The 21,975-nt window shown below is 54.6% G+C and carries 19 protein-coding genes; 15 read left to right on the top strand and 4 right to left on the bottom strand.

Features of this window, described 5'->3' with window-relative positions; all coding sequences use genetic code 11:
• Positions 1-368: 368 nt before the first annotated feature.
• The 9 genes from WH298_RS21055 (at position 369) to WH298_RS21015 (ending at position 8,761) form a co-directional block, all read left to right on the top strand.
• Positions 369-1,364, top strand: a complete 996-nt coding sequence (locus WH298_RS21055) for an MsnO8 family LLM class oxidoreductase (RefSeq protein WP_009128467.1) — start codon at positions 369-371, stop codon at positions 1,362-1,364.
• Between the two features lie 22 nt (positions 1,365-1,386).
• Positions 1,387-2,544 carry an amidohydrolase gene (locus WH298_RS21050; RefSeq protein ID WP_180823920.1) on the top strand — a complete coding sequence of 386 codons (1,158 nt, stop codon included), beginning with the start codon at positions 1,387-1,389 and terminating at the stop codon, positions 2,542-2,544.
• An 82-nt stretch (positions 2,545-2,626) separates the two neighbouring features.
• Positions 2,627-3,940 (top strand): LLM class flavin-dependent oxidoreductase, encoded by a 1,314-nt coding sequence (locus WH298_RS21045; protein WP_180823919.1) that lies wholly within the window; start codon positions 2,627-2,629, stop codon positions 3,938-3,940.
• A 16-nt stretch (positions 3,941-3,956) separates the two neighbouring features.
• Entirely contained in the window at positions 3,957-4,889 is a 933-nt protein-coding gene (locus tag WH298_RS21040) for an ABC transporter substrate-binding protein (RefSeq protein WP_009128463.1), read from the top strand.
• A 9-nt stretch (positions 4,890-4,898) separates the two neighbouring features.
• Positions 4,899-5,411 (top strand): GNAT family N-acetyltransferase, encoded by a 513-nt coding sequence (locus WH298_RS21035; RefSeq protein WP_009128461.1) that lies wholly within the window; start codon positions 4,899-4,901, stop codon positions 5,409-5,411.
• Between the two features lie 9 nt (positions 5,412-5,420).
• Positions 5,421-6,344 carry an amino acid ABC transporter permease gene (locus tag WH298_RS21030; RefSeq protein WP_009128459.1) on the top strand — a complete coding sequence of 308 codons (924 nt, stop codon included), beginning with the start codon at positions 5,421-5,423 and terminating at the stop codon, positions 6,342-6,344.
• Positions 6,328-7,125: an amino acid ABC transporter ATP-binding protein gene (locus WH298_RS21025; RefSeq protein WP_009128457.1), complete on the top strand. Its 798-nt coding sequence runs from the start codon at positions 6,328-6,330 to the stop codon at positions 7,123-7,125. The genes WH298_RS21030 and WH298_RS21025 overlap by 17 nt, the downstream gene beginning before the upstream one ends.
• Positions 7,125-8,030, top strand: a complete 906-nt coding sequence (locus WH298_RS21020; protein WP_180823918.1) for an ABC transporter substrate-binding protein — start codon at positions 7,125-7,127, stop codon at positions 8,028-8,030. The genes WH298_RS21025 and WH298_RS21020 overlap by 1 nt, the downstream gene beginning before the upstream one ends.
• A gap of 242 nt (positions 8,031-8,272) precedes the next feature.
• On the top strand, positions 8,273-8,761 hold the full coding sequence (locus WH298_RS21015) for a hypothetical protein (protein ID WP_238344499.1): 489 nt from the start codon (positions 8,273-8,275) through the stop codon (positions 8,759-8,761).
• An 85-nt stretch (positions 8,762-8,846) separates the two neighbouring features.
• Here WH298_RS21015 and WH298_RS21010 read toward each other — a convergent pair whose 3' ends face one another.
• Positions 8,847-10,178, bottom strand: coding sequence for a putative bifunctional diguanylate cyclase/phosphodiesterase (locus WH298_RS21010; RefSeq protein WP_238344498.1), 1,332 nt, complete (start codon positions 10,176-10,178; stop codon positions 8,847-8,849).
• Between the two features lie 375 nt (positions 10,179-10,553).
• Between WH298_RS21010 and WH298_RS21005 the strand changes: the two genes are divergently transcribed.
• The 3 genes from WH298_RS21005 (at position 10,554) to WH298_RS20995 (ending at position 12,335) form a co-directional block, all read left to right on the top strand.
• A complete protein-coding gene (locus WH298_RS21005) occupies positions 10,554-11,114 on the top strand; it encodes a non-canonical purine NTP pyrophosphatase (protein ID WP_009128449.1) in 561 nt (186 codons plus the stop codon).
• Positions 11,111-11,905: an SIR2 family protein gene (locus tag WH298_RS21000; RefSeq protein ID WP_008108794.1), complete on the top strand. Its 795-nt coding sequence runs from the start codon at positions 11,111-11,113 to the stop codon at positions 11,903-11,905. The genes WH298_RS21005 and WH298_RS21000 overlap by 4 nt, the downstream gene beginning before the upstream one ends.
• Before the next feature lie 73 nt (positions 11,906-11,978).
• The gene (locus WH298_RS20995) at positions 11,979-12,335 is read left to right on the top strand and encodes a YebG family protein (protein ID WP_180823916.1); all 357 of its coding nucleotides are present in this window, start codon (positions 11,979-11,981) and stop codon (positions 12,333-12,335) included.
• Between the two features lie 156 nt (positions 12,336-12,491).
• Here WH298_RS20995 and WH298_RS20990 read toward each other — a convergent pair whose 3' ends face one another.
• Positions 12,492-13,598: a Fic family protein gene (locus WH298_RS20990; protein WP_422616042.1), complete on the bottom strand. Its 1,107-nt coding sequence runs from the start codon at positions 13,596-13,598 to the stop codon at positions 12,492-12,494.
• Positions 13,599-13,982: 384 nt separating this feature from the next.
• Here WH298_RS20990 and WH298_RS20985 point away from each other — a divergent pair, with 384 nt between their 5' ends.
• Positions 13,983-16,406, top strand: coding sequence for a membrane-bound PQQ-dependent dehydrogenase, glucose/quinate/shikimate family (locus tag WH298_RS20985; protein ID WP_191322290.1), 2,424 nt, complete (start codon positions 13,983-13,985; stop codon positions 16,404-16,406).
• A gap of 87 nt (positions 16,407-16,493) precedes the next feature.
• Here the strand turns inward: WH298_RS20985 and WH298_RS20980 are convergent, their stop codons facing one another.
• Positions 16,494-17,477 (bottom strand): IS110 family RNA-guided transposase, encoded by a 984-nt coding sequence (locus WH298_RS20980; RefSeq protein ID WP_180823914.1) that lies wholly within the window; start codon positions 17,475-17,477, stop codon positions 16,494-16,496.
• A gap of 395 nt (positions 17,478-17,872) precedes the next feature.
• Here WH298_RS20980 and WH298_RS20975 point away from each other — a divergent pair, with 395 nt between their 5' ends.
• Positions 17,873-19,813, top strand: a complete 1,941-nt coding sequence (locus WH298_RS20975; protein WP_180823913.1) for a methyl-accepting chemotaxis protein — start codon at positions 17,873-17,875, stop codon at positions 19,811-19,813.
• A 4-nt stretch (positions 19,814-19,817) separates the two neighbouring features.
• On the opposite strand, the gene WH298_RS20970 is transcribed toward WH298_RS20975, so the two are convergent.
• Entirely contained in the window at positions 19,818-20,822 is a 1,005-nt protein-coding gene (locus WH298_RS20970) for a GlxA family transcriptional regulator (RefSeq protein WP_049853473.1), read from the bottom strand.
• Between the two features lie 256 nt (positions 20,823-21,078).
• Between WH298_RS20970 and WH298_RS20965 the strand changes: the two genes are divergently transcribed.
• A complete protein-coding gene (locus WH298_RS20965) occupies positions 21,079-21,915 on the top strand; it encodes an alpha/beta fold hydrolase (protein ID WP_180824289.1) in 837 nt (278 codons plus the stop codon).
• Positions 21,916-21,975: the final 60 nt, after the last annotated feature.

The raw sequence follows: 21,975 nt of genomic DNA, 5'->3' as shown, positions 1-21,975 counted from the left end.
TCTTTTTTCTCCAGCAAAGGATGAGGCAGAGGTGCGGCGCAGTGATTTACCGAAGGGAGCCGCGTGGTGCCAGCATAGATAAAATGTTTCGTGGAAAAATAAGGCAATTGCGATTGAATGAATTACGTCACGTTTTGAAACGATGTTTTAATAATTTTATACGGAATGTCACATTTTCAAAATATCTCCATCACAATCCCCATTCGGTTTTCTTAATTGTGTGTTTTAAAAGGGATTTAACGAGATTGCCTTAGCCTATCTATCTGATATGCATAAAGTAAATATAGATACGACAATATGATGTTTTACGAATCAGTGATTACCACACCAAACTACTCGCCATATTCACGTTGATAAGGATAAGGCGCATGTCATACCGACTGAGTTTGCTGGATAAATCGCCGATTGCCGATGGAGAGACCGCCAGTCACGCGCTACATCGCACTTTACAGCTGGCGCAACAGGCGGAAGCCTGGGGCTATCACCGCTTCTGGTTGGCCGAGCATCACAATACCGATCGTCTGGCGAGCCCTTCGCCGGAACTGCTGATCGCCTGGATCATTGGCCAGACACAACATATTCGCGTTGGCTCCGGTGGCGTGATGCTGCAGCACTACAGCCCTTACAAAGTGGCGGAAAACTTCAACTTGCTGGCATCGCTGGCGCCTGGCCGCATCGACATCGGTGTTGGTAAAGCGCCGGGCGGCTTGCCGCTCTCCACGCGGGCGCTGCAGCTTGGTGTCCATCTGCAGGAGAAAGGCAGCTTTGCGGAGCAGCTGACGCTGCTGGATAGCTGGCTGCAGGTGCCGCCGGTAGGCGATGAAGAGATTTTGCGCGCCACGCCGCAGCCGCCGCGTCCGGCGAATCGTTTCCTGCTGGGTGCCAGTGAAGAGAGCGCCAAACTGGCGGCTGAACTCGGCTGGCAGCTGGTATTCGCTGCGCATCACAACGGCGATCCACAGCTGATGGAGAAAGTCCTCAATAGCTATCGTCAGCACAGCAACGGCCAGCGTGCGCTGGTGGCGGTGCAGGTGGTCGTGGCAGATTCTCCGGCGGAAGCCGATCTGCTGGTGGATACGCTGCGCGTCTATCACGTCAGCGTAAAAGATGGCCCAAGCGTCAATGTAGGCAGCGTTGAGCAGGCGGAACGCTATGTGCGTCAGGGCGGCTACAGCGATTACGTGATTGAACCGCGCACGCCATCGTTGCTGAAAGGCACTGCCGCGCAGGTGCATGCCAAGCTGGATGCGCTGCATCAGAATTTCGGCATTGAAGAGTTCGTGATTGATACGCCGGTGGCTGAAGAGCAGGCGCGCGTGAAATCACTCGAACTGTTGGCCACGCACCGTTTAGTGACGGCATGATTCGCCGATTCCGGAGGCAGGTATGACGCAATTTAGCGAACATCAGCTGATCGACTGGCGGCGCGAGCTGCACAGCTGGCCGGAGTTATCCGGTCGCGAAGTCGAAACCACTGCGCGCCTGCGCCGCTGGTTACAGGACGCCGGTTTGCGTCTGCTGGACTACCCGCTGGAAACCGGCGTAGTGGTAGAAGTGGGACGCGGCGACACGCTGATTGCGCTGCGTGCCGATATCGATGCGTTACCTATTCACGAAGCCACCGGACTCGCTTACCGCTCGCGCAATAGCGGTGTGATGCACGCCTGCGGTCACGACGTGCACAGCGCCGTAATGCTGGGTGCGGCATTACAACTGAAAGCGATTGAAGATCAGTTGCCAGGCCGCATCCGTATTCTGTTCCAACCGGCGGAAGAGAACGCTACCGGTGCACGCCAGCTGATTAATGCCGGGGTGCTTGACGGCGTGCAGGCGATTTTCGGTATGCACAATGAACCCGGTTTACCGACCGGCACCTTCGCCACGCGCGGCGGCGCGTTTTATGCCAATGCGGATAAATTTATCGTACGCGTGGGCGGTAAAGGCGCGCATGCAGCGCACCCGGAAGAGGGCGTCGATAGCATTGTGGTCGCCAGCCAGATCATTCAGGCGCTGCAATCGCTCACCAGCCGTAGCTTCAATACGCTGGATAGCTTAGTGCTGAGCGTCACGCGCATCGACGCCGGCAAAACCTGGAACGTGCTGCCCGGTGAGGCTGAATTTGGCGGCACGGTGCGCACCCATGACAAGCAGGTGCGCGCCGAGCTTGAACAGCGCGCACGCACCCTGGTAGAGAACATCGCGGCAGCCAACGGTGCCAGCGCAACCTTTAGCTGGCATCCTGGCCCTCCGGTGCTGGAGAACGATGCGCGCTGGGCGCAGTTTGCCAGCCACGTGGCGCAGCAAGTGGGTTATCGCGTGCAAACCGCCGAGCTACATCTTGGCGGTGAAGATTTCGCATTCTACTTACAGCACATCCCCGGCGCGTTTGTCAGCATTGGCAGCGCCAGCGAGTTTGGTCTGCATCATGGCGGCTTCAACCCTGATGAAGCGCTGATTGCCCCCGCTGCACACTACTTTACGCAACTGGCTCAGCAAGCGTTGCAGCACCTTAATGCGCGATGTCGTGACGCCATCCTGAACTAACTCGATTCACTCATTTAATACCTGTTCTGCACGGCAACGCTCTGTCGCCGTCAGGCTGCGCCTTGCCAAAAGAGAGAACATTATGACTGCAAGACAACTGCGATTGGGCACCATCCTGCATGGCGCATCTGGCAATATGTCCGCGTGGCGTCATCCGGCGGCGCTGGCCGATGCCAGTATCAATTTTGACTATGCCAAACACATCGCGCGTAAGGCGGAAGCGGGCAAGCTGGATTTCCTGTTTGTCGCCGATGGTCTGTTTATTAACGAAAAATCGATCCCGCATTTTCTTAATCGCTTTGAACCGCTGACGCTGCTGTCGGCACTGGCGGGCGTCACCGAGCATCTCGGTTTGGTCGGCACCGTGTCCACGTCCTATAGCGAACCCTTCACCGTGGCGCGTCAGTTTGCCAGCCTCGATCATCTGAGCGGCGGTCGCGCCGGCTGGAACGTAGTGACCTCGCCGCTGGAGGGATCGGCGAAGAACTTCTCGCGTCAGCAGCATCCGGAACACGCGCTGCGCTATCGCATTGCCGATGAGTATCTGCAAGTGGTGAAAGGGCTGTGGGATTCGTGGGAACACGATGCTTTCGTGCGCAATAAAGAGAGCGGTCAGTTCTTTGATGCCAGCAAACTGCACACCTTGAATCACCACGGCGATTTCTTCCAGGTGCAGGGGCCGCTGAACATCGAACGCACGCCGCAAGGCCGTCCAGTGGTGTTTCAGGCGGGCGCGTCTGAAGATGGCAGAAAGCTGGCGGCGCGCCATGCCGATGCCATTTTTACCCATCAGCCGACGCGTGAAGAAGCGCAGGAGTTCTACCGCGATGTGAAAAAGCAGCTGGTGGCGAACGGCCGTGAGCCAGGCGATTTGCACATTTTCCAGGGCGTCGGCGTGATTGTGGGCGATAGCGCGGAAGATGTGGAGCAGCAGTATCAAACCACCGCGGCGCTGGTTTCCATCAAGGATGCGCTCAACTATCTCGGTCGCTTCTTCGATCATCATGACTTCTCGCAATATCCGCTGGATGAACCGTTCCCGGAACTCGGCGCTATCGGTCAGAACAGCTTCCGCAGCACCACCGACGAAATCAAACGCAAGGCGCGCGAGCACGGTCATACGCTACGTCAGGCGGCATTGGAGGCTGCGACGCCGCGTCCATTGTTCCACGGCACGCCAGAGCAGGTGGCTGACGGTTTGCAGCTGTGGTTTGAGAGCGAAGCGACCGATGGCTTCATCATTCAGGGCGGCACGCCCGATACCTTCGAACGCTTTGTCGATCGCGTGGTACCGATTCTGCAAGCGCGCGGCTTAACCCGTACCGAATATCCCGGCACCACGCTGCGTGCCAGCTTTGGCCTAAAAGATCCGCTTAACCAATTCACACAACAATAAGAGTCGAGAAAACGCTATGCAGAAAAAATCCCTTATCGCGCTGCTGTTGCTGGGCATGAGCAGCGCCGTATTTGCCGAGGATGTGGCGGTTAACGGTCAGAATGTCAGTGTGGAAGCCAACAAAACGCCGATCAATACCGCAAAGAATGACGCCGCTGTGGCGCAGATTCCGGCCGGACATCGCTTCGCGGTGCCAGGTTCATTCACTGTGGCCGTCGCCGCGCTCAACTCACCGCCGCTGACGGTGTTCAGTGATGACAACAAAACCCTGCTCGGCAGCGAAGTGGATATCGCCCGCTTAGTCGCCGATAGCCTGGGTTTGAAACTTAACGTGGTGCCAACCTCGTGGGAAGACTGGCCGCTTGGCGTGGCATCGGGTAAATACGATGCGGCGATCAGTAACGTGACCGTCACCAAAGAGCGTAAAGAGCGCTTCGATTTCGCCACCTACCGCAAAGATTCACTCGGTTTTTACGTTAAATCCACCAGCCCGATTAAGGCGATCACCAAAGCAGAAGATATCGCCGGACTGCGCATTATCGTCGGCTCCGGCACCAATCAGGAGTCGATCCTGTTGGCCTGGGATAAAGAGAATCAGGCCAAAGGGTTGAAGCCGTTTACGCCGGTGTATACCAAAGACGATGCGGCACAAACCCTGGCGCTGCAGTCGGGTCGCGCGGATGCCTTTTTTGGCCCCAACGTGATTGGCGCGTGGAAAGCGGCGTTGACTAAACAGACGCGTTTGGTGGGCAGCGTCGATGGTGGCTGGCCGAAAGCGGCACACATCGCGGTGACGGTGAAGAAAGATGGCGGCCTGGTGCAGCCGATCAACACCGCGCTGAATGGCGTGATCAAGAACGGTGATTACGACAAGGTGCTGAAGCGCTGGGGGGAAGGCGTCGAGCGCATCGACAGTTCCGAAATCAATCCAGCCGGCTTGGGCGACTAAGGAGGCCGCATGAGCGAGCAATTTTTCCGCGAAGTGTCACCGGAAGCGCCGGAGCTGCAGCCGATTTTGACTGGACTGTTTGGCGAGTATACGGCGCGCTACGGCGAATTCTTTACCAGCCAAAAAGAGGTTGAGCTGACCGAATGGTATTTGCCGCCGCGCGGGCTATTTATTGTGCTGGAGCGCGACGGCGAGATTATCGCCATGGGGGCTTACAAACCGTATGACGCGGTGACCGCCGAGTTCAAGCGCATCTGGACGCGCAGCGATCTGCGTCGTCAGGGTTTGGCGCTGCTGATCCTGCAGGAACTGGAGCGGCGCGCGCTGCGCGCGGGTTACCAGCGCGTGTTTCTCACCACCGGTTTCCGCCAGCCGGAAGCGGTGAAGCTGTATATCGGCCACGGTTATCAGCCACAGTTTGAGCTGCTGGAGGATATGGAGATCTACAGCCGCCCGCCACACGATGGACGCTTGCGCTTCCTGAAAGTGATTGATGTGCATAGCGTGGCGCAGGCCAGCTAAGGAGTAACAATGAACGATCAACAACGATTAACCGTGGTGCCGGCGCGATATCCGGCACGTACCGTCGGCGCGATAGTCGCGCTGTTTATTCTGGCCAGCGTGATCGATTCCGTTGCCTTTAACCCGCGCTGGGAATGGGGCGTGTTCGCCAAATGGTTTTTTGATCCGGTGATCCTCAGCGGTTTAGGGCAAACGCTGCTGCTAACGCTGTTTGGCACTCTTCTCAGCCTGATCTTCGGCGGCCTGCTGGCGCTGGCGCGGCTTTCGTCATCGTGGCTGCTGAGCACGCTGGCGTTCGGCTATATCTGGCTGTTCCGCTCGCTGCCGCTGATTGTGGTGCTGATCATCCTGTACAATTTCTCCTATCTATACGACACGCTGTCGCTCGGTATTCCGTTTACCGCGCTGTCGTGGGGCCATTTCCAGACCATAAACGTGCTCGGTCAGTTCCCGGCAGCGGTGATTGGGTTGACGTTGGTGCAGAGCGCCTACAGCGCCGAGATCATTCGCGGCGGCTTTTTGGGTGTCGACCACGGTCAGTTTGAAGCGGCATCGGCGCTCGGTTTGTCCTCAACGCGGCGTACTTTCCGCATCATTCTGCCGCAGGCGCTACGCGCGATCATTCCTACTACGTTTAACGAAATTATCAGCCTCGCCAAAGGCACCTCAATGGTGTACGTGCTGGCGATGCCGGAGCTGTTTTACACCATCCAGATGATCTACAACCGTACCCAGCAGGTGATTCCGCTGCTGATGGTCGGTGCCGCCTGGTATCTGATTATCACCACCGTGTTGTCACTGCTGCAGCACAGCGTTGAGCGCTGGCTGGCACGCAGCGTCACGCGTGAACCACAGCCGTCGCGCTGGCGTCAATGGCGTAACCGCAGCGCCAAACCTGCAACCGAGGAGCTCTCCCATGTCCGAAGCCATTGATTACCGCAAGAATCTGCATACCGCTGGCGCAATTAGCATTACCGGCGTGAGCAAATCGTTCGGCAAGCTAAAAGCGCTGGATGACGTGTCCCTGGAACTGGAACCGGGATCGGTCACAGTAATCCTCGGTCCATCCGGTTCGGGTAAATCGACGCTGCTGCGCACCATTAACCATTTGGAGCGCGTCGATGAAGGGTATATCCAGATTGATGGCGACTATATTGGCTATCAGCGGCGCGGCGACAAGCTTTATGAGCTGAAGGAAAAGGCGATTCTGCGTCAGCGCATCAACGTCGGCTACGTGTTCCAGAACTTCAACTTGTTCCCGCATCTGACGGTGCTGGAGAACCTGATTGAAGCGCCGATTGCGCATCGTCAGCTGTCGCGGCGTGAAGCTATCGATCGCGCGGGCGATCTGCTGGATGTGGTGGGGTTGCGCCACAAAGCCGATGCCTGGCCGCGTCATCTCTCCGGCGGTCAGCAGCAGCGTATCGCCATTGCGCGGGCGCTGATGCTCAATCCACGCGTGATGCTGTTTGACGAACCGACATCGGCACTCGATCCCGAGCTGGTGGGCGAAGTACTGGACGTGATTAAAAAGCTGGCGCGTTCCGGTACCACGCTGGTGATTGTGACGCATGAAGTTGGCTTTGCACGTGAAGTGGCCGATAACGTGGTGTTTATGGTCGACGGCCGCATTGTTGAGCAGGGCAGCAGCCATCAGGTGCTGAATCAGCCGCGCCATGAGCGCACTAAACGTTTTCTGGCGCGGGTACTTTAATGCAACGTGTAATTATTACAGCGCTACTGAGCGCGATGTTGGCCTCTCCGGCTATCGCGGCAGAAACGCTGGATGCCAAAAATAACGAAACGCCAATCAATATTGCCGCCAATCCGCAGGCGATTGCCAAAATTCCGGCCGGTTTTCATTTCGTCAATCCAGGCTATTTAACGGTAGCGACTACCGCGATGAATTCACCGCCGATTGGGTTGTGGGCGTCGGATAATAAGACGCTAATTGGCAGCGATCCGGATATGGCGCGCCTGCTGGCGGATAGTCTGGGCCTTAAATTGAAACTGGTGCCGGCGGCGTGGGAAGATTGGCCGCTGGGCATAACCGCCGGACGCTATGACGTGGCCATGTTCAATATTGCGGTGACCGAGGAGCGCAAGAAGAAGTTCGATTTCGCCACCTATCGCGCGGATAACCACGCGTTTGCGGTGAAAACCAACAGCGCGATTACCGCAATCAAAGGGCGCGAGGATGTGGCGGGTAAACGCATCATCGTCGGTTCCGGTACCAATCAGGAGCGTATTCTGCTCGGCTGGGATGAGAAGAACCGTGCGCAGGGCTTAGCGCCGGTGCAACCGATTTATCTCAATGATGATGCGGCGGCAACGCTGGCGCTGCTTTCCGGACGCGCGGATGCGTCGTTTGGCCCGCAGGCGCTGGCGGCATGGAAGGTTGCCTCACGCGGACAAACCAAAATCGTCGGCCACGGCCCGTTCCGCGCATGGGTGGCGGTAACGACGAAGAAAGGGAATGGCCTGGACGTGGCGCTGCAGCAGGCGATTAACGGCGCTATCGCCAGCGGCGAGTACAAACAGGTGCTGGCGCGCTGGGGTGAACAGGAGGAGGCGGTTGAAACATCTCAGGTTAATCCACCGGGCATTGTTTATCAGTAATTGTTTTTAATTGGCCTGATTTTGCGAGAAAGCTCACGATGTAAAAGTCGTGGGCTTTTTTGTTTTATTTAGGTGGCTGCGCATTTTATTGCGCCATTTAATAAATGATTGCGCTTAGTGGTATTTTTTAATTTCCACTACTTATGGCAAACGCTAATGTTTTTTAAGAATTGCTGTGCCACGATACTGATGGTTTTGGGCGAGTGCGGTGTTTAACGTTCACCATATTAAAAGGGAGTTTGATGATATGGCTTACCGTCGACCTGCATCACCCAATCAATAGCAAACAAGATTGGGGTGAAGTAATGTTAGCTGAACCGTTAAGTAAAAGCGTTATCAATTATTCGTGCCGTCGACCTAAATGCGATCAAGGCGGACAACCACCGGGCGGAGGAAAAGGAATGCAAGAACGGGTTAAAAGGCTGGAAGATAACGTGACCGTATTGGTCGCGGATGTGGCAGTTATTAAGTCGAACTATGCCACGAAACAGGATGTGGAATCAGTTAAGGCGGATGTGGCGGTAATCAAGTCAAATTATGCGACTAAGGAGGATGTGGCTGCGGTGAAAGCGGATGTGGCGGTGATCAAGTCCAATTACGCCACTAAAGAGGATGTTGCGGCGATAAAGGTAGATTTGTATAAAGCGATGATGACGCAAACTAAATGGATGGTGACTACCCAATTTGTAACCTTAGGAGCGGGTCTTTCACTTGCGAAATTGCTGTTTTAATGAGTATGCCTTGTACCGGTCGCCATTAATGGCGACCCCATGAGATCGTAAGGTGCGCAATGATGCGCACCGGTTAAATAGTGATTTATATTTTGGCTTTTTTAATCCATAGCGCTGCATCGGCCACGGGAAGCGGTCGGGCAAAATGATAGCCCTGGAACAAGTGACAACCTTTATCGCGCAGGTAAGTGAAATATTCCTCGCTTTCGATGCCTTCGGCGAGGACCTTCATCCCCATTTCACGTGATAGCTCAATGGTTTTCTGCACTACAATTGCCGATGATTCATTCTTGAATATTTGCATAATCAGCGATTTATCAATCTTTATATCATCAATGGCGAAGTCGCTAATTGATTTCAGCGACGAATAGCCTACGCCAAAGTCATCAATCGCCCACTTGATACCTAGCTGGCTAAAGTGGCTGATAACATCGCCAATGCGCTTTTGATCGTAAATAAACGTCGTCTCAGTGATTTCGAACTTCAAGCGTTCAGGTCGAATTTTGTAATGTGACAGTGCCAGTAACGTGTCCTGAGTAAAATCTCTGTGCATTAACTGCAGTGGACTGATGTTAATAGAGAAGACTAAATCGCCCAGATATTGCGCACGATCCCATTCGGCGATTTGCTGCAGAGTGCGCTCCATGACCCATTTACCGATTTCGATAATTAAGCCGCTTTTCTCCGCGACGGGAATAAACACTTCAGGGGAGATAAATCCTTTGGCAGGGTGCTTCCAGCGCAATAGCGCTTCGAAACCAATCAGCTTCTTATCACTGTCGACCTGAGGCTGGTAATAGAGCTCCAATTGGTTTTTACCCATCGCCAGCGCAAGCTCACGTTTGATTAGGTCAGTTTCAGAGTAGTTACCGCGCAGGGTAAAGGCGGTTAATAACAGTGAAATCATCGGTACCGCGCAGTTTACGATATAGAATCCCGATTCTTGCGGGAAATTAAAATGGAACTGTTTGAACTGCCAGGTCAATCCGGTCGAAATGAAAAACAGATAAACCGCCAGACAGATTAGCGGAAATATCTTGCTTAAATAGGGTGATTGCTGACGTAACACCAACGCCGATCCCACGGTTAACGCAATCAGATAGTTGTATTCGGAGTGTTTTTCAATCGCATGACCATTATCCAGCAGGAACAGTAGCATTATGATCAGTAACAAAGCATGGACGATGACATACAGATGTTTATTCAGCTGGTCACGAAAAGCGGCGGCTGAAATATAAAATCCAAAGGCCGTGCTCAAGCAATATAGACCTGCAATCTCATTGTGCCCGCTGTAGAAATTGCTTACCACCATATAGGTGCCGGCTAAAATGCTTGAAAACCCTGCAATTAATAAGGTTAAGCGTAATTTTTTCTCAGGACTGTCACCTTGTAAAATAAAGGGCAGGTTCTTTACCATAGAATATCTGGAATTAAAATAAGAGATCATCTGCAGTTCTCATTTCTTTACTGTCATATTAATTTAATATTTTGCTATAACTATTCTAGGGTTAAGCGAGGCGAGTGCCATAACTTTTTGCTTAAATTTTACATTTGGCTGAGCTGATTTAAAATTTGGCCCAGGCAATGACAATTGTCTAATTTTTTCTACTCAGGTGGTTCAAGCGTTCTGCAATTTTGCGCAGTGCGCGATGAGCTAAACACATCCCGATCAACTGTGCTTTGGCTGATGAAAGAGATTGTTCCTACCCAGTTAACCCTTCACGCGTTAGAATGAAAGCATAATCAACAGGCTGTTTCAGAACGTAAATTCACTCTTAACTTACTGATTGCAATGAAAATACGATTCCTGTCCGCAAATGAACTAAAGCTGGCCGAGGTGCGTACCATCCTTGAGCCGGTGGGCGTCGAGGTTCTTCCTATCGCACGCCGTATCGAAGAGATCCAGACGGAAAATGAAGTTGAACTGGTGCGCGATAAGCTCACTAAGGCGTTCTCGATTATTGGTCGCCCACTGTTCGTTGAGCATACCGGATTGTATCTGGACGGCTTAAATGGCTTACCGGCCGGGCTGACGCGCATCTTCTGGAGCCGTCTCAATGCCGAACGTTTTACCAAACTGGTGAATGGTTTGGACAGTCCCTGCGTCACGGCGAAAACCGTGCTGGGCTACTGCGACGGACAAAAAATGTATCAGTTTGAAGGTGAGCTGCGCGGCACTATTGCCACTAAGCCTGCCGGTCCGCAAGAGTTTCAGTGGGACTGTGTGTTTATCCCGGAAGGCCACACGCAAACCTTTGCCGAAATGGGTGAATTGAAAAATGAGATCTCCATGCGCCGCCTGGCGCTGGATCGCTTCGCTACCTTCTTGAAAACATCGCGGGGACTGGCATGAAACCGGAGCTCAAACGCGCCTACGACGCCGGTAAACTGATCCTGTTTGCGGGTGCAGGTATCTCGCGCAATCTTGGCCTGCCTGAGTGGCATGAGTTGATTGCCCATTTGGCTAAAGAGTTGGGTTACGACCCGAAGATTTTCAATACTTACGGCACGCATCTGTCGCTAGCGGAATATTATAAGCAGCGGAAAGGTTCACTTGGACCGCTGCGCAGCTGGATGGATCGCGAATGGCATCGTCCGGATATCGACGTACGCAGTTCTGAAATTCACACCATGATCACCCAGGGCAATTTCTCACGCATCTATACCACCAATTATGACCGCTGGCTGGAGATGGCGCATGAAGCGCATAACGTGCCTTACAGCAAGGTAGCCAATGCCGCAGACCTGGTGTCATTGACCGAGGACAAACGCCACATCATTAAGCTGCACGGCGATTTCGACGACGATACCTCGATTGTATTGGATGAGAGCAGCTACTTTGAGCGCCTCTATTTTGATTCGCCGCTCGACATTAAATTGACGCATGACGTGATGGGTAACTCGGTATTGTTTGTCGGCTACAGCATCAGTGATTTCAATATTCGTCTGCTATTCTACCGCCTGACAAAAATGTGGGGTCGAACCGGACTGGCCACCGCGCGCCCCAAATCCTATCTGTTCACCAACCGTAACAATCCGGTGGCGAAAGAGGTGCTGGGACAGTGGGGCATTGAGATGATCGTTTCTGAAGAGGACGATCCGCGCAAAGCGCTGGCGCTCTTCCTGGAAGAATTACTGGCTTAAGGGCAGAAAGTGATTGCCTGAAAAAGTTTGATCAGAATATACTGTATATAAATACAGTCAATCGAGGTGCATCATGGCAGTCGAAACCAAATATGTTGTAGTCAGAAAGGGTGAAGAGAAGATGACGTTTGCCAACAAAAAAGACGCGGATGCCTGGGACAAAATGCTCGATATGGCAGACGCCTTTACCGATTGGCTGCAACAGCATCAGCCAGCTCTGGATGAAGCGCAGGCCGAAGCATTGGGTCTGCTGTTGGCTGAACAGAAAGACGCGGTGCAGCATATCCTGCGTACCAGCAAACTCCCGGACGTGGTGAAGAGTGACGCGGCGGAAGTTGCCGAACCTGCTGAGCTGACTGAGGCATCTGCGGAACCGGATGCTGAAGCGGCAGCGCCGGAAAAGAAAGTCCGCGCGGTTAAAGCAGCCTGATATCACTCCACGCACACACTGTAGCGGCGCAATTTATTGCGCTATCTTTCAATGGGCACGGCGTCGCCATTGATACGCGCGATAAATCGCGCCGCTACGAAACGTGCGGTGATTTAGCTAAGTGCTTATTAACAGATTCATGCGCACCGGCGCGTTTTAACGTTTGATCTGGTAGCGGGTGCTGCGCCCGCCGCCGGGTAATTTCTCCAGACAGCCTTTCATCACTAATTCCGCTAAATGGCGCGTCGCCGTGGCTTTACTCACTTTCGCCACCTTCTGATATTGGCCGGCGCTGATGCCATCGCTAAAGCCCTGTTCACCGCCATCCAGCAAACGATTCAACACGCGGGTTTGTTCCGCACTTAGCTCGGCCGCATTGTGCATCAACCAGAAGCGTGCTTTATTTTGCGTGCGCGTAACGGCCTCCAGCGCGTGCTCCAGGCTTTCATTCAGCACATCGAAAAACCACAGCAGCCAGGTCGTGACGTCCAGTTCACCACGCTGCGTCTCCTGCAGAATGCAGTAATAATCTGCACGTCGCGTCAGAATCGACGCCGACATGGCATACAAACGGATGCTTTGGCTATCAGCCTGTGCCAGTGCCAGGTCGGTCAAAGCGCGGGTGATACGTCCGTTGCCATCATCAAACGGGTGCAGCGTGACAAACCACAGGTGGCAAAGCGCGGCGCGTAGCAGCGGATCAAGTAGGGGATCTTCGCGGCTATGATTAAACCAGCGGACAAATTCGTTGAGCTGCGCTTCCAGCCCGGCGCGCGGTGGCGCTTCGAAATGCACTGTTGGTCGATCGATACGGCCCGAAACCACCTGCATCGGCTCTTCACCGCGCAGCGTTCCGACATTCAATCGCTTGAACGTCCATTCACTTGCGGGGAACAACCAGCGATGCCACTGGCACAAACGTGGCAGCGTGAGCGCTTCATCGCGCTGAGTGATGGCGTCCATCATCATGGTTGCCAAACCTTCTGAACGTTCGGAAACCGGATAAGGTTGGTTGAGCGAAACGCCTAAACGGCGCGCAAGAGACGATCTTACCGACTGCGCATTAACGCGTTCATCCTCAATCGCTGAGGATGACAGGATGTTACTCAGCAGCGTATCCAGCGTCTGTTGATCGCTATTATCTTGCACGCTGGCGCGCCCCAGCAATACGCCACGTTGCTGCTGCAGCTGGCGCAAGCGTGGCAATAATTTTTCATCCTGCCAGCGGAACTGCGGCCAGTCAGGCTGCTGCCAAATCCACATCATGAAGTTGCTCCGGAGTCGCATGAGTCGAATAGCGATGCTATTCGGCTCAGTTAGTGAGCTGAATAATAGCCTGTAATCGGCTCATTAACCAGAAGGAAAGGAGCGGGTTGGTGATGAGAGAGAATCAGTGATTACAAAATTTCGGCAAAAGTAATATCGGTGACGCGCTATTCAAATTTATCCCAGAAACTATAGGGAAAATAAGCGGATAAAAAGTGCCGAATATTGCGCATATTTACCAATTAATACGGCGAAGTGGTTAATGAATTCTAAAATTTACAGCGAAGTTAAAAAATATTTGTACCTGTGATTATTAATGGCAAAGGGAAACATATTTTGGATATCGCAAATCGAATAACCAGACTTTCGCTCTGGAATATCTTGTTCGCTACGGTTTTGCTGCTGCTCGGCATTGCATTAGCGGCAGGCGGCGGCTGGCTGGTCGCGCTAGGAGGTAATTGGTATTACGTGCTGGCGGGGATAGGTTTAGTTATCTCTGCCGTGCTGATCTTCATGAAACGCACCAGCGGTGCAGCCTGGTTTACGCTGGTGTTTATCGGCACGTTAATCTGGACCATTTATGAATCGGGTCTCGACTATTGGCGTTGGGTGCCGCGCTTCGCACTGATGCTGATATTGGGCATCTGGTTCGCTTTCCAGTTGCCTAATCTGGCGCCACGCGTCAGTCGTGGCACCTCACGCGTGCTGGCGAGCGTGTTAATTGTCGCTTTCATCGTCGCCGCTGCGCTGCCGTTTGCCCCGCTGAATGAAACGCCGGCCAGCAACGTTCCAGCGGCCGGCTCGGCCAACTTTATGGCGGATACCGGTAGCGGCAAAGCCTCCACGCCGGACAGCGGCGACTGGTATACCTATGGCGGATCGCTGGCGTCTCAGCGCTTCGTCAATGCCAGTCAAATCACGCCGGACAACGTCAAAGATCTCAAGCTGGCGTGGCAGTTCCGTACTGGCGATTTGCCTAAGGCGCGCTGGGGCGGGGAGAACACGCCAATTAAAGTGGGCGATACGCTCTACACCTGTAGCGCGCGCAATAGTGTGTTTGCCCTGGATGCCAGCACCGGCAAGGAGAAATGGCACTTTGATCCTAAAGTTAGCGATAAATCCATTCCTTATACCGCGGCCTGTCGCGGGCTGACATGGTATGACAGCCAAACCAACAGCCACGTCACCGCCGGACAAAACAGCGCAGTGACGAGTGCGCCAGCCGGCGATAACAGCGATTGCCAGCAGCGCATCATTCTCGGCACGCTGGACGCACGCATTATCGAACTGAATGCGCAAACCGGTGAAGTCTGCCGCAGCTTTGGCAATCAAGGCACGGTTAATCTGGCTGAGGATATGGGCGAAACCTATGACGGCTATGTGGCGATTAACTCCGCGCCGGTGGTGATCCGCGATACCTTAGTAGTGGCGCACCAAACCATTGATGGTCAACGCGCATTTGGCCCACCGGGCGTGATCAAAGCGTACGACGTGCGCACCGGTCAGTTGAAGTGGGCGTGGGATGCGGCAGCACCGGATACCGCGACGCCGAAAACCGGGCCGAATGCCTATAAACGCGGTTCGCCAGATGTCTGGACCTCGTTCACCGGTGACGACAAGCTCGGACTGGTCTATTTGCCGGTGGGCAACGCTTCGGGGGATTACTGGAGCGGCACGCGGACAGCGGCGGAGAACACGTATTCGGTATCGCTGACGGCACTGAATATCGACACCGGTTTACCTGCCTGGTCATTCCAGACCGCACATAAAGACGTGTGGGATTACGATCCTGGCTCGCAGCCTACGCTGGTGGATTATCCGGATAAAAACGGTGGCAAAATCCCGGCTATCATCATGCCGACCAAGCAAGGTGAGATTTACGTGTTGGATCGCCGCACCGGTAAATCACTATTTGGCGTCGAGGAGCGTAAAGTCACCGGCGGCGGGATTGAGCCGGATCAGCGCTCGCCCACGCAGCCCTATTCGCTGTTCCATCATCTGAGTAAGCCGGATCTAACGCCGCAGGATATGTGGGGCTTAACCCCGGTTGATCAGCTGGTATGCCGCATTCAGTTCCAGAAGGCCAGCTACCGGGGCCAGTACACGCCGCCGGAAGCCGATCGTCATTCGATTGAGTATCCGGGCTATAACGGCGGTTCTGACTGGGGCAGCGTTGCCGTGGATCCTACTCGCGGCATCATCATTGCGAACTACAACGATATGCCGAACTACAACATTCTGGTGCCACGCGCCAAAGCGGATGCGTTGGGCTGGAAACCGCGCGATGAGGTTCCTTACAACCCACACGATGAAGGGCATGCGGAAGGCGCCGGCGATCCACAGATTGGCGTGCCTTATGCGGTCAACGTCAATGCGGGCTGGCGCTTGCCGTTCACCGGCATGCTGTGCAAAGAGCCCCCGTACGGCGGCATTCGCGCTATTGATATGCGTGATGGTCGCACCATTTGGGATCGTCCGCTCGGCACGGCGCGTCGTAATGGTCCGTTCGGTCTGCCGACCGGTTTGCCGATTAATATCGGTACGCCGAATAACGGCGGTTCGGTGGTGACGTCGAGCGGATTAATCTTTGTTGCCGCAGCAACCGACGATTTGATTCGCGCTATCGATATGCATACCGGCAAGCAGGTGTGGAGCACTGAATTGCCCGCGGGTGGCCAGGCCAATCCGATGATCTACACGCAGAATGGGCGTGAATATCTGGTGATTGTCGCTGCCGGTCACCACTTTATGGAGACGCCGGTTGGGGATTACGTGCTGGCCTATGCGTTGCCGGAGAAAAAGTAACGCTTAAGGAAAAGACCGGCATTGGGCGCTGGCCTGATGCCGGTCGCCCTCTCAAAAGCGCACATTCCGTAGCTACCGTCTTGAACGTCAAGCGGTAGCTACGTAGTTTTCGTTCCACGGCTCTCGTGTTTTAAGCACACCGAAGCAGAGATGGACCAGTTTGCGCATCACCGCTCCCAGCGCCACTTTGGCTGGCTTGCCCTTCGCCATCAGCCTTTCATACAGCGCTCTTACGGGGCGATTCCACCTTGCCGCTACTATCGCGGCCATATACAGCTTCGCTCTCACGTCGGCGGGACCGGTTTTCGACATCCGGGCCAGCCCTCTCACCGAACTGCCTGACGTCTTCTCGACCGGCACCACGCCCAGCCACGCCGCTACCTGACCCGCATTGCGGAACTGGCACGTACGCAGCACCGACAGCATGGTCGTTCCCACTACGCCGCCGATACCTTTTATCGACTCCAGCAGCTTAAGATCATCTTTCAGACCATCATTCTTATCCATGTGGTCGTCAATCAGCGCGTTTATTCGCTTCAGATCCTTTTCCCGCGATTTTTTTGTGCACTCAGGCGATTCGGTCACCTCGCCCGCCGTCAGGGTTGATTTCGCCTTCGCGAGCATGTTCATCGCGCGCTGCACATCTGCAACGATGGCGTCACGCAGACGCAGCAGGTCTTTCAGCTTGCGGACTTCCGGTGGCGGCGGAACCCAGGCATCGGGCTGTTTCAGCTCGCCGTAACGGGCCAGCACCCAGGCGTCGACCGCGTCATTTTTGGTCAGGATACCCATTCCGCGGGCAAACTCCCTGACCCGTTGCGGATTGCCGATACAGACCGTCACGGGCGTGTTCCCGTGCAGCCCGTAAGCGACGTTTTCGTGATAGACGCTGGTCGCTTCCATCACCACCATCACCTGCTCTGGCGGGCACTTCTGCTTCTGGAGCCAGTCGCAGATGTCACGTTCTACGCCGACCTGATTTTTGATGGATTTCGTTTTCTTTTTGCCGTTGCCGGGGAACAGGCAGAGGTCGAGTTTGTTTTTGCTGACATCAATACCAAGACAGAACATCGGATATCTCCCTTTCACTTAAACCATCACGCCATCTAGCCTTGTACATACGAAGTCAGAGCTTCTGGTTACCGTTCAGAGTAGTTGCTGGCGTGAAAGGAGAAACGGAGGGCTTAAAGCTACGAAGCAAGATCGGGTCTTAAGCGGCGCAAAAAGCTGCCTCCGTTTCATGTTGCTGGTAGCTAACCAGCAACACATTCAAGATACAAGCGGCGCAATTTATTGCGCGATAAATCGCGCCGCTACGGAATGTGCGATGCTTTGATTCCGCGCTCTGATCCGACCTCCTTCGCCATCAAGTTCCCCCGCCGCGCGCCGATAGTCTCTTCAAAGGGATGTACGCGCACAGGGAGTGGTTCTGATTACCGAAAAGTGTCAACTCCAGGAGCGCCATAATGGCCAAACACGCATCACCTAAGAAAACCATGAGCACCCGCACGCAGATGCTGCTGACGGGCGCCTTGACCATCACGCTCGGGTTTGCCGTAACCATCGGCGTGCTGAGCTGGCAATCCAGTAATGAACAAAAGTCGCTGGCCGAAAACTATCTGCAACAGATCGCGCAGAGCCAGGCGCTGCAAATTCAGCATCAACTCAGCTACGCGCGCGATGTTGCCCACAACCTCGGCCATAGCCTGATCGCGCTGCCCGCAGCGGGCATTCAGGATCGTAAGGTCGCCGACAAACTGATGGAATCGGCACTGCGCGACAATCCAGACTATCTCTCGATCTCAGTGATCTTCGAAGAAAACGCCTTTGACGGCCGCGACGCGGAGTTTGCCGCCCAGCCGAATGCCGCGCCAAAAGGTCGCTACGCGTTTTTTGTCGATCGCGACCAAACTGGCAATTTCAACCTGCATCCGCTGACCTCAATCTTCACGCCAGGTCAGGGCGATTACTATTTGCTGCCGCAGAAAAGCCAGAAAGACACGCTGATTGAGCCTTACAGCTACGCCTACAACGGCGTGCCAACGCTGCTGACCTCCGTCGCGGCACCGATTGTCAGCCAGGGCAAGCTGTGGGGCGTAGTGACGTCGGATATTTCGCTGGCTTCGCTGCAGGAGAGGGTGAATAAAATCAAACCCTGGGATGGCAGCGGCTATGCGATGCTGCTCTCCAGTGCTGGCAAGGTGGTTTCGTACCCGGATAAAAGCCAGACCAGCAAAGCGTGGAAGGCCGATACCCACAACTTCAGCCATAGCGTAACGGAACAACACGATGCGTTGCTCGGTGAAGATGCGCTGGTGACCTGGCAGCCGGTGACAATCGGTAACAGCGATCAGCAATGGTATCTCGGCGTGGTGGCGCCGGTGAGCAAAGTGATGGCCGCCGCGCATCGCCAGCTGATCCACGCGGTAATCCTGATGATCATCAGTATTCTGGTGGTGTGTACGCTGCTTGGCATGCTGTTTAACCGTAAGGTGCTGAAACCCATTGGTGGCGAACCGCTGGAGGCGGCAACCATCGCGCTGGCGGTGGCCGATGGCAAACTGGATAACGTCATCATCCTGAAAGGGCGCGATAACAGCAGCTTGTTCTATGCGCTGCATACCATGCAAAACCAGCTGCGTGAGATCGTTGGGCAGATTCAGGACGCCAGTTCATCGGTACGTCAGGGCGCGGGTGAGATCGCCAGCGGCAACCTAAATCTGGCATCACGCACTGAACAGCAGGCTGCCGCGTTGGAGCAAACTGCTGCCAGCATGGAGCAGATCACCGCGACGGTGAAACACAACGCCACCAATGCGCATCAGGCGACAACGCTGACCGATAACGCCACGCACATCGCCAGCCGTGGGGAAACGCTGGTGGGTGAGGTGGTGCAAACCATGGCGCAGATCGACGACAGCGCGAAGAAGATTGGCGATATCACGGCGATTATTAATAGCATCGCCTTCCAGACCAATATTCTGGCGCTTAACGCCGCAGTTGAAGCCGCACGCGCCGGTGAGCAGGGGCGCGGTTTTGCCGTGGTGGCATCGGAAGTGCGGAATCTGGCGCAGCGCAGCGCCAATGCGGTGAAGGATATCGGTGCGCTGATTGAGGAGTCGACGCAGCGCGTTGGTAGCGGGGTGCAGCTGGTGCAGGATGCCGGCAGAACCATGCAGGAGATGACGCAGGCGGTAAATTCGGTGCGCACCATCATCGGTGAAATTGTTATTGCCTCCGATGAACAAGCGCGCGGTATCAGCCAGGTTACTATCGCAGTCAATGAAATGGACAGCACCACGCAGCAGAATGCCGCGCTGGTGCAGGAGATGTCCGCCGCCGCCAGTTCGCTGGAAGATCAGGCATCGCAGCTGGCGAACACCGTTGGGCGTTTCCAGCTGAGTTGATGTCTTAAGCGTTTGGCACCCGTTCCTGGGTGCCAAACCGCTGTCGGTACTGGCCAGGCGTGATGCCGGTGAGTTTACGGAATATTTTACGGAAGGCGGAAGGATCGCTATAGCCAATTTCCCAGGCGATCTGATCGACAGCACGATTGCTCAGCTCCAGCGCATCGCGCGCTTTCATAATACGCACCTGCTGCAAATAATCCGTTGGGCGCATGCCGGTCGCTTTCTGAAAATGACGCAGGAAAGTGCGTGGCGTCATGCTTGCCAGCTCGGACATGGTCTCAATGCTGTGCTGTTCCGCATAGCGTGCATGCAGGTGATGCTGCGCGCGCAGAATCTGACTATCACCGTGCTCAAAATTGGGAATGAAAGCGGAATAGGTACTTTGTTCACGTCGCGGCGGATCGACAAGCAAAAAGCGCGAGGTGGCTAACATGGTGCCGGTGCCTAACACTTTTTCGATCAGCGTCAAACCTAAATCCGTCCATGCCAGTATCCCGCCAGCGGTAATAATATCGCCATCGTCAATAACCATATTTTCTACCGCCACCTCAACCGCCGGAAAACGCTCTGCCAGCGTCTGCGCAAACGCCCAGTGCGTGGTGGCGCGGCGATGATCGATTAGCCCGGTTTCAGCCAGCACAAATGCGCCGGCGCATACCGAACACAGGGTAACACCCGCGTTATACAGCTCGCTCATCCAGGCGGCAGGCACCTTCATCGGCACCATCCTGGCGGGCACCACCAGGCTTGGCGGCGCAATCACGTAGCTTAAACGATGCGGCGTATCAGGATGACTATCCCAGACGCACTGCATGTGGTCGCTGTTTGGGTCTATCTGCCAATGCGATACGCGGATGGTTCGTTTGCGTTCCTCTCCGGAGATATTCTCCGCCCACTCTGCGGCGATCCTGAACATATCGGTCAGCCCATATATCGCCGCGAGCTGGCAATCGGGATACATCACCAGGCCGACCTCGGCAACAACGTGGTTTTCAGCTGATTTCATCATTTGTCACTTACGGCCCTTAATGTGTCATTAATGACAATATTACACCTTGCCGTTTTCCCTGACAATGCATCCATCGAACAGCAATCAGCGTTAACAGGGATTGAATATGTCAGGTGCAGTGATTGAACAGTTAGCGATTTCACGACGAAGTTTATTGATTCTTGGCGGTACGCTGTCAGCCAGCATCGGGCTGGCGCACTCGGCCTTCGCCACCGGTTTAACATCATTATCATCACAGTCTGGAGATTCTAAAATGAGCAACGGCATCATCACTACTAAAGACGGTACCCGCATCTTCTACAAAGACTGGGGTCCAAAAAACGCACAACCGGTGGTGTTTCACCACGGCTGGCCTTTAAGCGCCGATGACTGGGACAACCAAATGTTGTTCTTCTTAGCCGAAGGTTACCGCGTTATCGCCCATGACCGTCGCGGACATGGGCGTTCCGATCAAACCGACAGCGGCAATGATATGACCACCTACGCTGCCGACGTCGCGGAACTGGCCAGGGCGTTGGATCTGCGCAACGCCATCCATATTGGTCACTCCACCGGCGGCGGCGAAGTGGCGCGTTATGTGGCGCACGCTGAGAAAGGTCGGGTGGCGAAGGCGGTATTGATGGGCGCGGTGCCACCAATCATGCTGAAAACCGCAGCCAATCCGCAAGGTTTACCAAAGTCGGTGTTTGACGGTTTCCGCTCGGCGCTGGCAGCCAACCGCGCGCAATTCTTTATCGATGTGCCGGCAGGACCGTTCTACGGTTTTAATCGTCCAGGCGCGAAAGTCAGCCAGGGATTGATTGATAACTGGTGGCGTCAGGGCATGGCGGGCGGCGCCAAAGCGCAATACGACTGTATCGCTGCCTTCTCTGAAACCGATTTTACTGAAGATTTGAAAGCGATTGGCGTGCCGGTATTGGTGCTGCATGGTGAAGACGATCAGGTGGTGCCGATTGATGACTCAGCACACAAAGCCATCAAATTGCTGAAGCATGGCACGCTGAAAACTTATCCGGGTTTGTCACACGGTATGTTCGCGACCCATCCTGAGCAGATTAACCCCGATCTGCTGGCGTTTGCTAAAGCGTAATTATCCTCTCATGAGCCGGACATCCGTCCGGCTTTTAGCTTTTTGCCGTTATCCCCTACG

This window comes from Pantoea nemavictus (assembly GCF_037479095.1).
GTDB classification, from domain to species: Bacteria; Pseudomonadota; Gammaproteobacteria; order Enterobacterales; family Enterobacteriaceae; genus Pantoea; species Pantoea nemavictus.
The sequence above is the reverse complement of the archived record's forward strand: the minus strand, read 5'-3'. Positions and strand labels throughout refer to the sequence as shown.